Annotated in this window: 9 protein-coding genes and 2 pseudogenes; 4 read left to right on the top strand and 7 right to left on the bottom strand. The window is 57.3% G+C overall.

The genetic code is table 11. The features are described 5' to 3' along the window. The first annotated feature begins 95 nt into the window (after positions 1 to 95). Positions 96 to 323 (top strand): hypothetical protein, encoded by a 228-nt coding sequence (locus M0639_RS31295; protein ID WP_197486204.1) that lies wholly within the window; start codon positions 96 to 98, stop codon positions 321 to 323. Positions 324 to 361: 38 nt separating this feature from the next. Here the strand turns inward: M0639_RS31295 and M0639_RS31290 are convergent. Together M0639_RS31290 and M0639_RS31285 are read right to left on the bottom strand one after the other, a co-directional pair. Then, a protein-coding gene (locus M0639_RS31290; RefSeq protein ID WP_156525072.1) for an IS3 family transposase occupies positions 362 to 1,617 on the bottom strand; the annotation gives its coding sequence in 2 pieces (ribosomal slippage) (positions 362 to 1,344 and positions 1,344 to 1,617; 1,257 coding nt in all). Continuing rightward, positions 1,586 to 1,825 carry a transposase gene (locus M0639_RS31285; protein ID WP_054802206.1) on the bottom strand — a complete coding sequence of 80 codons (240 nt, stop codon included), beginning with the start codon at positions 1,823 to 1,825 and terminating at the stop codon, positions 1,586 to 1,588. Before M0639_RS31285 ends, M0639_RS31290 begins: the two co-directional genes overlap by 32 nt. Before the next feature lie 520 nt (positions 1,826 to 2,345). Here M0639_RS31285 and M0639_RS31280 point away from each other — a divergent pair. Continuing rightward, the gene (locus M0639_RS31280) at positions 2,346 to 2,630 is read left to right on the top strand and encodes a hypothetical protein (RefSeq protein WP_064075108.1); all 285 of its coding nucleotides are present in this window, start codon (positions 2,346 to 2,348) and stop codon (positions 2,628 to 2,630) included. A 305-nt stretch (positions 2,631 to 2,935) separates the two neighbouring features. On the opposite strand, the gene M0639_RS31275 is transcribed toward M0639_RS31280, so the two are convergent. The 3 genes and pseudogenes from M0639_RS31275 to M0639_RS31265 all read right to left on the bottom strand — a co-directional run. Beyond that, positions 2,936 to 5,671: a site-specific DNA-methyltransferase gene (locus tag M0639_RS31275; RefSeq protein WP_064075107.1), complete on the bottom strand. Its 2,736-nt coding sequence runs from the start codon at positions 5,669 to 5,671 to the stop codon at positions 2,936 to 2,938. 16 nt (positions 5,672 to 5,687) lie between these two features. Next, the gene (locus M0639_RS31270) at positions 5,688 to 8,801 is read right to left on the bottom strand and encodes a BPTD_3080 family restriction endonuclease (RefSeq protein ID WP_064075106.1); all 3,114 of its coding nucleotides are present in this window, start codon (positions 8,799 to 8,801) and stop codon (positions 5,688 to 5,690) included. 319 nt (positions 8,802 to 9,120) lie between these two features. Next, positions 9,121 to 9,303, bottom strand: a pseudogene (locus tag M0639_RS31265) (IS1380 family transposase); the annotation flags it as partial. Positions 9,304 to 10,158: 855 nt separating this feature from the next. Between M0639_RS31265 and M0639_RS35255 the strand changes: the two are divergent. Continuing rightward, positions 10,159 to 10,452, top strand: a complete 294-nt coding sequence (locus M0639_RS35255; RefSeq protein ID WP_054802204.1) for a DUF4357 domain-containing protein — start codon at positions 10,159 to 10,161, stop codon at positions 10,450 to 10,452. 664 nt (positions 10,453 to 11,116) lie between these two features. Here M0639_RS35255 and M0639_RS31255 read toward each other — a convergent pair. Further along, positions 11,117 to 11,710, bottom strand: a complete 594-nt coding sequence (locus tag M0639_RS31255; RefSeq protein WP_231915151.1) for a hypothetical protein — start codon at positions 11,708 to 11,710, stop codon at positions 11,117 to 11,119. 927 nt (positions 11,711 to 12,637) lie between these two features. Between M0639_RS31255 and M0639_RS31250 the strand changes: the two are divergent. Continuing rightward, positions 12,638 to 12,790: pseudogene (locus M0639_RS31250) on the top strand (toxin-antitoxin system HicB family antitoxin); the annotation flags it as partial. Between the two features lie 60 nt (positions 12,791 to 12,850). Here the strand turns inward: M0639_RS31250 and M0639_RS31245 are convergent. After that, positions 12,851 to 14,857 (bottom strand): cutinase family protein, encoded by a 2,007-nt coding sequence (locus tag M0639_RS31245; protein ID WP_082893275.1) that lies wholly within the window; start codon positions 14,855 to 14,857, stop codon positions 12,851 to 12,853. Positions 14,858 to 14,872: the final 15 nt, after the last annotated feature.

Here is a 14,872-nt window from a genome sequence, read left to right as displayed (position 1 = left end):
TCACAGCGTAGCCCAAAAGTTCACCCATGAGGCAGCAGTGTTCTGCCCGTGACCTGCGTTGTTTTCGCTACGGACGTGACGTCCAACCTCAATTGTTGGTGTGGGAACTCTCCATCGGCGACGAATATGCAGTCATGATCGGCTGGAATGGAACGCGTGGCATCAGCGGTTTCAGTTTGGGCGATGGCCAGTCGATGGACGCTTCGTTCGCTCAAGCAGCGGCGTGGGTCGCAGATATAGTTCAGACCGAGTTGGCTGGCTACGACTTCGTGGAAGGGCCCCATTTGGTGAGCCGCTCGCTATCAGAGAATCAACGCGTGTGAATACAGCTGGCTGAACCGTGCCGGGTTTCTTGCCGCTCCTATGCTGGCGACATCTCCGGCTGGAGAATCGATAGTTGAGAGTAATAGGTGGCCTCGAACTCGTCGGGAGTGACGTAGTCCAAGGTGCTGTGCAGGCGGCGGGCATTGAACCAATCCACCCATTCCATCGTCGCGAATTCGATGTCGTCGATCGTCTTGATCGCCCCTTGCAGAAACGGACGGCTCTTGGAAACTGCTTCTGTCTTGAACAGTCCGATTGTCGACTCCGCAAGGGCGTTGTCGTAGGCGTCGCCGACGCTTCCAATTGAAGCTGCAATTCCTTCCAGCGCAAGCGTTTCTGCGAACGAAATTGATGTGTATTGACTGCCGGCATCGCTGTGATGGATCAGTCCGTCACCGACCCGATTTCCACCGTGATCGCGTCGCCACAACGCCATCTTCAACGCCGTGGTGACCATCGCCGTGTCCTTCACTGTGGAGGCATGCCAGCCGACAATTGCCCGGGAGAAGCAGTCGATCACGAATGCGACGTAGACGAATCCAGCCCAGGTTCGGCAATAGGTGAAGTCGGTAACCCATGTGCGGTTCGGAGCGTCAGCGGTGAAGTCGCGATCGAGCAGATCGGGTGCCCGCCGACTGTCCTTGCCGCCCGGAATTGTAGTTCGGTGCTGCCGGCCTCTGACCACCCCGTTCAGTCCTTCGTCGCGCATCAAGCGGTCGATGGTGCAGGCCGCGACATGGTGGCCTTTGCGGCGCAGGTGAGCAGTCATCTTTCGTCGGCCGTAGAGCCCTTCGGCAGTGCCGATCGTGGCCCGCAGTTCCTCGATGAGGTGGGCGTCGGTGATCGTCCGTGCAGATGGTGTTGCGGTTTTCCAGTTGCGATACGTGCGTGGGGCGACCTGGAATCCTTGTGCGGTGAGCACTCGGCAAATCGACTCGACCCTGAAATTTTGTGCACGCATATCGTCGATGAACTGGACTATCAGCGGCGGCGAGGGTCGAGTTCCCTCGCGAAGAAAATCGATGCCGACTTCAGAATTTCGTTGGCTTCCTTGAGTTCTCGGTTCTCACGCTCGAGATCTTTGATGCGTTGCTGTTCCGCAGACGTAGCACCGGGAACTTGGTTGGCATCAATCTGGGCTTGCTTGGTCCAGTTCCGCAGCGATTCGGCGCCGATACCGAGTTTCGGGCCTATCACCTGACATGCGGAGTAGACGGACCGATATTCGTCGAGGTGATCGAGGACCATCCTGACGGCTCGCTCACGTTGCTCGGGCGGGTAACGCTTGGGCATGATCTGCATCCTTCACAAAAACGGATGCGGCATCAAACCCGGCACGGTTCATACCGCCGTACTGCTTGCGCCAGTTGTAGAGCGTCGGCACGGAGACGTCGAGTTGTCGGGCGATTTCCTCGACGTCGGCGCCTGTGGCGGCGAGTTCGTCGCCTTGGCGCAGTTTGCGGATGATCTGTTCGGGAGTGTGCCGTTTACGTCCAGCCATGAGTTGCAGCCTTCCATGCCCTTGATCAGGGCGGAAGGATTCTCATAACTTGCGGGTCACTTGACTGGGGTCATGCCATTCGTCCAGTGGCCCTCACAAGGTCGCTATCTGCTGGTGCCGCGGCAGATCGACGGAACAGCCGTCTGACTCGACCCTCATACCGGTAGCGTGATCGCTCGGATCGGTGAACTTTCCACGAGCGTCAATTGGTGATGTAGGGCTCCGATCGCTTATGCCGCTCCCATGAACAGCAGAATCCTCGGGGCCGCCCGCTACGCTGCATGATGCGTTGACCTGTTGAGACCAAGAGCGTTTATGAAACGTCGTTCGGAGAAGCGGAAAATCGGAGCCGATCGACTGCAGAGATCGTCCTGGGCCCCGCTTGAGCGGTTGCCTGCATGGTTAGCCATCCGCATGTATGTCGTGGGCCCACCCCTGTAGCAGTTTCCGTGAGGGAGAAGTCTCCAGTCCGCATCAATAGCAAAATTGCGCCCGACCAACGCTGAATGGAGAGATTGCAATGGCAAAAGATATCAGCATTGAACTAACAGATCGCATTGAACGAATGGACGCACTAGAAGATAGGTTGGGTATCGAATTAGAAGATTTATTTGCTGTCTACGAAAATGACGGTTACTTCATCGAATTATTGGTAAACTTTGACTTGGTTGCAGCGTCGGGAAAAATTGATGATTCGCTGGAGGTCAATATTTCAGTCTATAACCGAAATGTCCAGTTGGTTGCTATAAAATATACTTATGCCAGCAAAGCTGGGTTCATAGGATGTCCGTCCCATTCGGTCTGAACGGGCGTGACTATTATCCACCGATCCCGGAGCTGGCAACGTGGAGGCCCCGCACCATCCACGATTGGCGGGCATTCATTAAGGACCCTCGAACAAGCCGCGCGATGGAGAAGGCAACAGCCTGGCATTAGTATCGACTCGTCGAAACAGTAGTGCATGTTCGTGCACAGTAATTCTGACTTAATGCAGCAGTCTTCTGAAACTGACATACCCGATCAAGATCGAAATGCGACTGACGAAGGTGACTGATAGAGATAAGGAAACTCCACCGAAAGTGGAGCTGCCCGTCACTTTCTCTAGGTGTACTACTCGACTTCGAAGATCTTCATGACTTCGTCGCCATAGTCGTTGATCACTTTCACTGCGATTCGTCCAGTACTGGGCTTCGGGAACGGTCGTGACGTCGTGGAGTACAGTGAATCCCACGCCTCCGCGTCAATATCAGCTTTAAGTGACCGTTGCAGCTGTTCATAGGGCTTGCTCCCGCCGGTGAAGTAGCAATGCCGGACGAAAAATGACTCCGAGTTGTAGTCGCTGTCGATCATCCACAAGGCAATCTGCGAAGTATCATGGGTGCGAACTTTCCCTGTGTTTGGGTCGTAGACATCGACGCCGAGCAGGTCTACTACCACGGTGTCACCATCGACGTTCAGTTCGATGTCCGGCTCACCGAACACCATGAACAAGTTCCCGGCGCCGGTTTTTTTGAGTTCGTCACCCATGAGCAGGTCGGCATTCATTCGCACGAACAGGACAGGTAACCGGCCCAGGTTCCGTGAGGCTGCTACTTCCGCGAAGTCGTCAGTCTTCTCCAGGTCGCCACCACCGTCTACTGTCTTGACGCCGCTTGCAGCTGGATCGAATGCAAATGCGAGTACTGCGAGGACATCGATATCGCCGGCTGTGATCGCCTCGCGGGCAGCATCTTTCACGAACCGCGGTGAAACCGTCCCATACTGCGGACCTATCGCCAACCCGACCCGCAGAGGTGCCTCACCAGACTCGGTGCTCTGCGCTGCTACTGCCTGTACGAACTGTCCTGCGTAAGGTTCTAGAGCCTCAAGCTCCATACGCTCTGACTTTCGGCCATTTTGGATCCCTGACGCGGACAGATTCGAGAGAATCATCTGTTCGAATGATTCATTATTGGAAACGTCATCACCGAGTTCGTACTGCTGATTCAGGCTGGCACGCTGTTCCCCGCTCGTATCCTCTCCTCCGTTGAAGGAAGCAGCCCGATGCGGTGATAACGACTCGACCGTGAATCGTCCCGCCACGCGAACTCGACGAGGATCTTCATAAGGTCGGTCATACAGCAACTCCTGGTCAGCGTGTCGCGATATCGCCTTATCGATCTCGTCTCTAGCCATCCCCTCTACAACGTCAGGGTTATTGGCTATAGAACGAAGCATCACATGAGGAACCCGTGCGTATACGAATCCGTGACGGATATCGTTGGTTGCAAGACCGCTTGATGCCGGGTGCGCGGATAGCTCCCACTCTTTGCGGCGACCCGCGTCCGAGTCCGCGAGAATGTAGTACGGATACTTTGACGCCATCAGCCGTTGACGTGCAAGTGCAATTGCTACTCGTGAGGTGTCAATTGTTATCCAGCGGCGTCCATACTGCTCAGCAACCGTGGCTGTGGTCCCCGACCCGCAGGTAGGGTCCAGAACCAAGTCACCAGGATCAGTGCTCATAAGAATACAGCGTTCGATCACTTTGTTCGCGGTCTGGACGACGTAGACCTTGTCGCCACCGAACTGGTTCTGGCCAACGGTATCGGTCCAGACATTGACCAGCGGATAGGCGGGAAAGTCGTCAAGGTAGCGAATGTAGCCCAGGTTCTTTCCGCTGCCCGCATGTACGCGCTCAGCGAGAAGTAGTCGCTGCATACCTTCTTCACTGGTCTTCCAGACCCCGGGATGGGGACGGTACGTTCGGCCGTTCACGGTCACGGGGTAACGAGTCTTATCGACTCCAGAAGTCGACGTCAGGTTGTCTACGCCGAAGATACGTGCGCCATCTGGTACTGGTTGGCCGCGCTTTTCCTCTTTCAAGAGTGGCCGAGTTGTCCCGTCCGCCAATCTCACGCTGGTGTAGAGGCTTCCCCCTTCTTGCCCTGCTTTTTTCTCTTTCCATAGCGCGCGATACTTGACTCGATCTTTGCTCTTTGCATACCAGAGCACATAGTCGACGACGCTCGGAATGCTTTTTAGTTCTCCAGGACTTCCTGCACCTGTTGTCTTCTGAACGACGATCGTCGAATAGTAGTTCTCGGCTCCGAAAACCTCATCAAGCAGGCTGCGGACAAGGTGCAGGTTCTCCTCGCTGATCTGCACAAATATTGATCCGGAGGCTGCGAGGAGATCGTGTGCGGCGACCAGTCTGTCTCGCAGGTAGGCGAGGTATGAATTGATGCCATATTCCCAGGTGTCGCGAAACGCCTTGATCATCTCGACATCGCGAGTAATGTGCTCGATCTTGCCATCTTTGACAGTGCGATCACTCGCAGCAGTTTGGAAGTTGGATCCGAACTTGATTCCATAAGGAGGATCGAGATAGACCATTTGAACTTGTCCGCGAAGGCTCTCTCGTTCAGCAAGTGATCCCATGACCTGCAGTGAATCGCCCAAGATCATCCGGTTTGACCAGTTGGCCGAGTGGCGGTAAAAGTCGACGGAGTCGTATTCGTCGAGTCCATCGAATACATCGAACATGGCTATCTCGGGTTCGAGTTCGTCAGCCTTGGCAGTTTTACGGAGATTTTCGATCAGCACTCGGGGGTCGATCTTCTCCTGGATGAAGATCGGCGGGGCGTCGACTTTGAGGTCTTGGGCATCTTGGGCGTCTTTGCCCTTCCACACCAGTTGAGGATCCAGTGATGTGTCACGGGGATAAAGCACTACCCTCGGTGCTTCGATCTCGGGTGTCACGAATGCGTGAGCGTCTGCCGTGGGCAGATTGGTGCGCTTGTCGCCATGTTCAATCCGTTCGACCGGTGTTGGGCCTTTGGGTACGGAAGCCTTGCGTGCGTTCATTCTCGGGGGCTCCGTTTCAGAGGGTTAGCTGGTCGGGTGTTGACAGGTCTGCGGGGATCGGAAGATCGTTGTTGAGGTGTCGGATCGCTTCGGTAAGCGCATGACGCGCGCCGCTCATGGATCGAATCTCGACATAGCCCCATCTGCCGAGTCCACCGTGATTGTTAACCGCGGGGATCCAGGTGTTACGTGCCGTTTCCGCCTTGGCCAACGTCGGGCCGGCGGGCTTCTGACCTCCGGAAACTTCGACGATGAGGGTTCGAGTGTGCGGGTCGCCGTCGCGTTCGACCAGCTTCACGAGAAAGTCCGGGTGGTACTCGGCTGCCTTGCCTTTATGGACGTAAGGGATTGTGAACCCAAGGTGGTCGTTTTTCACGTATGACGCCACCAGCTCAGCCATGTCCTCAAGTGTCTCGGCAATGGTTTTCTCCCACTGGTTGACACCGCCTGCGCGTGCTGGGTCTAGGACCACGTGGGAGATCGGTGATCGCTCAGTGTCGATCACGGGTTTACGGGTCTGAAAGTACACGTTGTCGGTGGAACCGATTGGCCGAAACTCCCGCAGTACGGGGCGAAGCCAGGTGATGCGCTTCTCTTCGTCTTGTTCGGTGAGTGCTTGGTAGATGTACTCGGAGGCCTCGACGAGACGTTCGGTGGTTTGCATGATTTCACCGATGTGGCGGCCAGCTTCGATGGTGACGCACTCGCGTAGCCAAGTTCGGCAGAGCTTGGATATGTCACCGAACAACCATGGTCGGCGGGAGTTGTCGTCTGCCGTCAGTTGACGGGCGATCAGAGTTTCAGCAAGTTTGTATGCGACCGTTTGTTCACGGATGCCGCGCATGTTCCTTCCTTCGATGACGACCGATTCTCCTACCAGCCCGGAGGTTTCGGTCCAGGTAGGAACATTAGATGCAGACAGCAGGTAGTTGCGGGCGGTCGTGATGTCGATTGTCGGCGGCAGGTCCGGCTGTTCGATCCGGTAGCCCTGTACATGCGGAAACACGATCTTCATGCTTTCCCGCTCAACTTTTGTGTAAACCTCGACAGCGGGAGGGGACGGTGGTGTGTCTACGACGGTGCCATCAGAGGGAATGAATGCGAACGGGATTCCGTAAACGTTGGCGTACTCGGGATCGAACATCCCTTGGTCGTTGAGTGCATAGGAACGACGGCGCAAGCCTCGGCCCACCACTTGCTCACACAGAAGTTGGGAGCGGAACGCACGGATACCGAGGATATGGGTGACGTTGTTGGCGTCCCATCCCTCGGTAAGCATCGATACCGAAACCACGCAGCGAACGTCGGCACCGAGCTTGCCGCGCTTGCCGACGGTGTTAAGCACTTCGCGTAGCAGATCCTCATTGGTGATCGAGTCGGCATCTGCACCTGGGTAGCGGATGCGATAGTCAGCTTTGAAGGCCTCGATCTCTGCGGCCGCGGTCTGTGCGAAATCGCTGGTGAATGATTCGCCGGACTCGATGGCTTTCGAGTCGATAAGCAGTGAAAGCGGCCGTGCATGGGGTCGATCACCAATCCCATTCGCGAACAGCGGCAGGTTGCCCGACTTGTAATGGTCGCGGCCGTCCTCGTCGTCGGCAAGGGAAATTACGCCGGCGACCCACTGGTAAACCAGCTTCGAGACCAAGGTGTTCGAGCACACTACGATGAAGACTGGGGGCGGTTCACCGAGGTCGCGGAGTTGTTCTTCCCAGAGCGCGTATGCCTTCTCATAGTCCGCGTACAGCGACTCGAGCGCACCTTGGACCACCGGTGGCGGCATCCAAGTATCCGGGTTAATTGCCTTGTCAGTATTCCTGGCGGGTAGCTTCGGATCGATGTTGTCCCACAGGTTCAGATACGCCACAGTAGCGCTGGCAGCGTCGTCGTTGACGGGGGTGCGCGGCACCTTGACAAGACCCGATTCGATGGCATCCATCAAGGAAAAGTCAGACGCAACCCATGGGAAGATGAATCCTTCCGGCCACCCGGATCCGGTTAGGTAAAACGGTGTGGCGGACAGGTCATAGACCGTCTTGATGCCAACTTTTTTAGCAATCGAGTGCAAGCCGCGAAACCACATTCGAGCCGCTTCGGTGGCTTCCTTCACCTCAGTCTTCTCGATCGTGGAAAGTTTTTTCACCTCGGCCGCGGCCTCATCGGTGGCGCGATCTACGTAGCAATGGTGTGCCTCGTCGTTGAACACGACGATTTCAGAAAGCTTTCCTTTACCTGTGAAGCCACGCAGCACACGCGAGACCATCTGCTCTGGGGTTTCGGTGAACGGGTCGACGGACTTACCGACGTTGAGCAGTGTTCGAGTGTTTTTGGCAATCCCCTTGGCTTCATTGACTAAACGAAGCTGTAATTGATGGTAATTGATGATCTTGATTTCAGCTTGTCCGAGGGCATGCTGCAGGTCAGGCGGGACAAGATCGCGTTCGTCGTAGTAATTGTCCGGAACTGAGGGTTGCAGTACCTGCAACCGATCACGGATCGTAACGCCTGGCGCCACAATCAGGAACCGTTTGGAGAAGCGTCCGTCGCGAGGCGAATGCACTTTGTTGATGGTGTTCCAGGCGATGAGCATGCCCATGACAACAGTCTTGCCGGCACCGGTCGCCATCTTGAGTGCGATTCGTGGCAGATCCTGGTTGTGCTCTGCGTTGATCGCATCCATGCGAGTACGCCAGTCGGTATTGCCTGCTCGGCCCGCGACCTCAGCGAGGTAGATCGCTGTCTCGGCGGCCTCTCGTTGGGCGAAAAGCACGCGGTTCTCTTTGTCCGGGTTGGACCAGTGTTCGAGGAGTTTGCGAGTGTATGGCGTGACGGTCGGATAGCCACGCATCCGCCATAATCCCACTTCGCGGCGCAAAGAGTTGATCAGATCGTTGGTTTCACGGCGTTCGCGCGTGATGTCGAGATCGAGAGACTGCTGCTCAGCGGCAGGGACTGACATCGCCGCTGCGGGCGTGGAACCCTTCTTCGCCTTGGCAATCGGAACGAACGATTCCGAAGGTCTGCGTCCATCAACGATTGTGCCGGTTGGGCCTTGCTGACCGAGTTCGTGGTGCCTGCTCGGGATCTCGTACGGGTTGTTGAGGATCGGCTGAGCGATTGTCCCACTCATCGTAGGCTGCAAATCTGTCGTTCCACGCTCTTTCGCACTGCCGCGAACTCCTCCCTCGCTGCGCCAGTGTGACGCAGTCCTTACCGCTGGTGGACGATGAACCTCCAGTACAAGAGACGCTACCGGGTCGCCAGTTGAAACATTTGAACACTCGGTACTTTGAGTAGCCAGAGCTCGGATACTCGGCTTTTTCGGGTCAGAGATGGGTGGGCCTCGATACTTTCTGATGACCTCCGTGATCTCGCCATTCCGGTGGAAGTAGTCAGCAAAATCGTCGGCAATCTTTACATTGGCTCCGATCTGCCCCTGCTCTGTGCCGAATGATGCCTGAGTCGTGGTGGGTGCTGGGTTTGCGCCACGGCGACAAAGCTTCGGACAAAGCTGTGGTCAGGCCGGTTTTTTCGGTGGTGCGGATCAGGGTGATGGCTCCGCCGTGCGACACGAGGGCGTTGCCGGTGGTGTCGATGGAGAGTTTCGGGTAGCAGGAAGTAGACTTGTGCACCTGAAAGGTGATCCTTCTGTTCGGATGAATACGGGCCTCAATATTCCGCATTCTTCCAGGTCGGGTCGCCTTTCTTTATGTCCGACTCAGGATTTCGAAGCACTCACCGTGAAAGCGCGAGGTTAACGGCTGCATATCGGGTTCAAGCAGGACTGCCGATCCCGATCAGCTCAACGATCACGACTAAGGTAAACGGCCATGCGAAGTCGCTCTCGGGGATGCACTATTCAGGTTCACTTGTGGAATGGAGATCCTCACGGTATTCGGGTTGTTAGCCGTGCCGGCTGGGACGGGTATCTCCTCGTAATTCCCTCGTCTGAAGCTGACATTGCGCGAGAGCTCGACGAGGAGCTGAACCGAATCAGCACCGTCGTGATGCTGGGTCCGGCCGAAAACGGCAGACTCCGTGTGCGTCTCACACATGCCAGCCCAGCTGTAGCCCAACTGGGTGCCTTCGCCTCAGATCAACTGTGGACCCATATGTTCGTGCTCGGCCGAGAGTCCGACTTTCCTCAGGTATTCGCCCGCCAAGTAGCCTTACGTCTCATCCAGGCAGCTCGTCGCCATGGGCAGGTCGAAGTTGTCGAAACGTATCCCACTCCGCCTAAGCCAGTTCGGGCGGCTGTGCGAGACGAGGTCGATGCCTTCACAAGAGAAGCCATGGTCTTCTTGGCGCTCTGTGGGGTAACGATCTTCGACACGACCATTGAGAGGGAACCCTCTGCATCTCAGGGCCCCAGCTGCACAACCACGAATGCGCCGATTATCGGTTCCGGCCGACACGGGAGATCTGGTTCTGCGTCGGCCGATACACGCCCTCCGCCTGCACGACCTTCACAAGCCAGATCTAATCAGATGACGGAGAAGGCGTACTACGACGAAGATATGCACCTCCTCCTCGAACTCGGGTTACTCAAGGGCGGACAGCTGCTCCAGCTGCCTCAGCCACGGAAAGGCGTCACTCACCAGGCCACAGTCGAGCCTGACGGTGCGTTGCGGTTCCAAAACAGGCGGTATCCGTCACCATCCGGTGCAGCGGTGGCAGCTACCGGAAGTTCAAGCAACGGCTGGATCGCATGGCACACAACGGACGGCCGACCACTTGATTTCCTTCGAAAGACGGCTCGTAAGAGCAAGGGTAAGAGTTAGCTTGTCCGTGATCCTGTGAAGTACCGACGAAGGCTGTTTATAACAGCTTGAGTCGAGATGAAGATCAACTGTGGAAACGGTGCTCTCTACCAGTGGCGGCTGCACCTCGATTATCCCAGCGATTGCGCTTTGCCTCGTTGTGGATTGTTGATTGCGAAGGAATCAGAATCCGCTACCACCAGTCGAAAATCGATCGGTATTCGACGCTTGAGTAGCTATTGCATTCGTGCAGTTCAGATCTGTTCGGATCTGTCGAGAACTCGTGTCGAGAATCTATGTCGGATTGCTGCATGGCATGGCGTTTTCGACGTTAATTAGGCGACGTTCTTGTGGCGGTGATCCACATCAGGCCAGAGCAATGCCCGCCAGCATCGTGTCACCAGCAAGGGATGGGTTGGTTGTTGAGGCTAAGGCTGGTTATAAACATTTTCTCGTACTGTGCAGCTGCGGTGGAATTCCGGTCGATGGCTGCTCGGAGTTAGGCGTTCGCTATACCAGGATGTGTTTCGGCATCGTGAGGCAGTGACTACCCTCCAGAAGGAGGCCCCTGCCATGGCAAGGGCCTCCTCTTACGGATCCGGAGAGCGCAACTACTGGTTAGCTGCCGAAGGGACTTCCCGAACTGGTCGAACCGGAGCTTCCGGCGGTGTTCGAGCCGCCGTCGTTATCGCCGGGGTTTCCCCCCGCCACCTCCACCACTATTGGATTCAGCAGCTGAGATGCCAATTATTTGCGGCGCGGAATCCTGCGTATCGGACACGAGCACGTTGACCTCGAGGTGGTCTCCTCCGTCCGTCTCGAGGATGATCCGATGATCCCCGTCGTGGGCGTCGGAAGGAACATGGAAGGAAACCACTGCGGAACCTTGATCGTCAGTGGTGAATTCGCCGACCAGGACGGGATCGGACGCCAGGAGCGCCCTTCCGGCGGAGTTCTTCTTCATTCCGTTGGCGCTGACGACAACTTCCTGACCTCGTGCGAGTGTCGTGTTTGCCGCAGGAGAGCTACCTCTGTCGCTGCAGTCCAGGCTGAGCACGTCCAAAACTTTGCCCATCGACTGCGCTGGATATCCGGTTCCTGAATGCTTTGCGAGCTCCCCGTACGTGATCTTGTTAACGCTTTTCGCGACGTCGATGAGGACGGAACGAGCGGCATCAAGCGTCGTTGACAGCAATTCCGTGACGGTTATCTCGGCGTTGCCCTTCCACGGAATGGTGATGGTCGATTGAGATTTCCACATCGGAGCTTTTACGGTCATTCGTCCTCATTCTCGTTTGCCGGGCAGCGTCGACTTGAGATTCGCTGCTAGGCCGGGTGCCGTGGTGCAGCAGGCGTCGGTGACGGTGGCGCTCGGAAAGGGGCGGAAAAGAACCTCTACGGACAAGAATCGAATCGGGCCAACGACGGTGTCGGTCTGAGGGTAAGCGATCGCTCTCAACTTTTCGGGTTAACCTGCGTGGGGCAAAACCCGCGCGAAAGGCGTCGATATGGACATGATCGGTCATCCAGAGATCAGGTACGTTGTGCCGCCGGTTGATATGAACGGGGTGGCGACAGGCCACGCGCCACGAAAGCGGCATGACGTGGACTGCGGACATTTCACATTCGATGGCGACACGGTTCTTGGTTCACCACAATTGGCTACCGAAGAACAGATGCGAGATGTGCCTCCCTGCCGGGACTGTGTGAGCAGAACGGCCTCCGCCGAACGCGAATCGCAGGCACGAGGCTCCGCCGGCCCCACCGGGCCGCTGTGCCCGACCTGCTTTGTCTCCACGCCCCTCAACGGCACATGCGATACCTGCGACTGAGAACCTATGGGAGCCGATGGACGCATTGAAGATTCGGTTCTGACTACGTCATCCAGGCCGGGGAAGCTGCCGCGATCTCATCAGCCATCACATCTGCATCGCCCAAATGTGGACACGTTTTCCCTGATTCAGTGCGGGGTTCCACACACTTCGAAGGAATCCGTGAGTCGGGAAAGGAACTGTAGTTCTCGGCGTACAAGATCGTGTCGTCATCTGTCAGATCCGTGTGACTGACCGCCGGCCGACGTCCTCATTCGTGGATGTACTCCACGTTCGATTCCTTGTTCTTCTTCTCGAGATAGGCGCCGAGCATCCAGATGAGGTTGTCGGCGCGTGAGTAGTTGCCGTCCGGCGTGATCGCAACTCCGACCAGTGAGCGGATCCCCGAACCGCTCAGTGAGCGTGGATATTCGGGAAAGTTTCAGGTGCGGATCACGCCGACTTTGCATCGCAAGCTTGCCTGTGACGCTGCTGAGGAAGGTGTGTCGCTTAACGCGTTGGTCTCCGAACGTCTCGCTTCTGCCTGATTGGCGTTGGGATGGGAAAGTTATCGTCGACGGCGGCTGGAAAGTGGCCCATTTTCGGCCCTAACGGTATGCGGTTTGCTGGATTTGGAGTGCGAACCAGTCGGTGAGCCATTGGATTGCGTTGCGGCCGGTGTTGTCGACGGTGAGTTGTGTGTAGTTGGTGTGTGCGCCGGAGGCGACGAACGTGGCGGCGTTGAGTCCTTGGCCGACGAGGGTTGCCAAGTCTTCCGTGTCTTGCGTTCCGGCCATCGCGGTCAGGGAACTGGTCAGCCCGCTCAAGTCCATGTTCTGGGTTTGGCGGCTGATCTGCGTGGGCGAGACGGATGGGGAACTTTCTTTGCCCAGTAGTGATGCCTCGGTCTTGCTCGCTGTCCCGGTGAGCATTGTTGTTGCGGCGGAGGCGAGGTCGAGTCCGATTGGTAACAGTCCGGCGAGCGCGGCCGGGTTTCCTTCGAGAACCTGCCAGGCGATTTCTTGGATCTGTCCGACACTGTTGGCGGTCGCGATGATATCGATCCTGGAGAGGATGTTGCAGACGATTGCCGCGATTTGCGCGGTGCCGGTCGCGTCCGGGATGGCGGAAAGGATCTGCGAAATCCATGCGAGGTCGACGTCGGCGGCCATTTTCACCAGTGGTGCGAACTGGTTGTTGAGATCGCCTGCGATCTGGTGGGCTCCGGCGACGTCGAGAGCCGTCACTCTCTGCGGCAGCATCGCGAGATCATTCAGAATCGCTGGGTAGTTGATGGAGGTGATACCGGTTGCGATGTTGAGAACTTGATCGACCACGACCCGCGGCTTGAGAACTGCCAGCACGCTCGATGCCTGGCCGAGGACATCCGGTGGGGTGGTGGCCAAGGGTGCTACCTGGTTGTTTAGTGCCGTGGCGGTGCCGGCGAGCGTGCCAGCTTCCGGTGAACTTGTCGCCAGGGATGTGTTCCCTGTGTCGATCAATTGCGTTGCAACGGACGCGATCCTGTTTACGTTTGACAACGCGCCCGACAGATCCGAAGCCTGGGCGTCTGCGAGTACCTGGTTAGCCGCGTTCTCCGAAGTACCTGCCGGGGCGGCGGCGAGTCGGCTCGTCGATGCTGGGTTCGCAGCCGCGGAAGTGAGAAGCTCCGCCAGCGGGCTCAAAGTGCCCAGCAGTGCTGTCGCGCTGTGGGCGACGCTGGAGACGTTGACCGATTGCCGCGCGGGAGGGTTGAGCGCTGCTGTCAGGTCGGCAACGTCGTCGCCGATGCCGCTCAGGTTGGCGTGGGAGAAATCGGACGTCAGGGCGGTCGCCAGACGTGAGCCGCCGCCGACGACTGTGGAGTCGGTGGATGCGCCCGGCGACTTACTCAGAACGGTTCCGAGCGCCCCGAGAATGCTGTTGCGTCCTTTGTCGATGGAGCAGTAGAGGTCTTGCGGGTCGCAGATCGTCGCGACCCGCCCTCTGAGCATGCCCATTCCCTGGGGGCGCGGGTCGGCAATTCCGGTCCCGGCGACGGATGGTCCGACGACGGATTCACCTTCAGTTCCTCGGCCAGGGTCCGCGAGCAGACCGACGGCGAGGACCTTGTCGGCGCTGATCGAGCCTTTCCCATTTCCGACGGCGGATGCGATGTCTCCGGCGGCATCCGCGCCTTGGGAGTAGCCGGAGAAGATGAATTTCGTCTGAGGACAGTTCGCGGCGACAGTGCTGACTTTGTCGTTGATGGCGTCGATGGCCGATGCCTTGCTGTCGCCGTAAGTTTTCCCCTGATCGAACGCCGAAGCAGAGTACGGGGTGTAGAAGATCTCAACTTTGTTGTTGTACTTCGTCTTCAGAGAATTACCCACCGCTGCGAGCATTCCGACAGGAACGCTGGGATCGGCGTCGGACGTCGTTTCCCACGTCCCAGGGGTCATCACTGCAAGGACGTCGGTGCACCCCGGCGTCGTCGCGGATGCGAGTGAGGGAACAGTGAGCGCCAAAGTCCCGGCACCGAGCGTCGACACGGCGAGCCCGAGCGCTAGTGCGCGTCGGCTCGAATCCGTCTTTCTGGTAGGTCGACGGCCGAATGATGTTGGTGCGGTCGACATGTGAGGTGGTGTCCG

This window comes from Rhodococcus qingshengii JCM 15477, from assembly GCF_023221595.1.
GTDB classification, from domain to species: Bacteria; Actinomycetota; Actinomycetes; order Mycobacteriales; family Mycobacteriaceae; genus Rhodococcus_F; species Rhodococcus_F qingshengii.
Note: the sequence above shows the minus strand (reverse complement) of the source record. Positions and strands in the feature narration are given on the sequence as shown.

Excerpts from the sequence above, each read along its gene's own strand:
- M0639_RS31285 (WP_054802206.1), bottom strand. The coding sequence starts at position 1,825 with ATGGCTGGACGTAAACGGCACACTCCCGAACAGATCATCCGCAAACTG.
- M0639_RS31280 (WP_064075108.1), top strand. The coding sequence starts at position 2,346 with ATGGCAAAAGATATCAGCATTGAACTAACAGATCGCATTGAACGAATG.
- M0639_RS31275 (WP_064075107.1), bottom strand. The coding sequence starts at position 5,671 with ATGAACGCACGCAAGGCTTCCGTACCCAAAGGCCCAACACCGGTCGAA.
- M0639_RS31270 (WP_064075106.1), bottom strand. The coding sequence starts at position 8,801 with ATGAGTGGGACAATCGCTCAGCCGATCCTCAACAACCCGTACGAGATC.
- M0639_RS35255 (WP_054802204.1), top strand. The coding sequence starts at position 10,159 with ATGACGGAGAAGGCGTACTACGACGAAGATATGCACCTCCTCCTCGAA.
- M0639_RS31255 (WP_231915151.1), bottom strand. The coding sequence starts at position 11,710 with ATGACCGTAAAAGCTCCGATGTGGAAATCTCAATCGACCATCACCATT.
- M0639_RS31245 (WP_082893275.1), bottom strand. The coding sequence starts at position 14,857 with ATGTCGACCGCACCAACATCATTCGGCCGTCGACCTACCAGAAAGACG.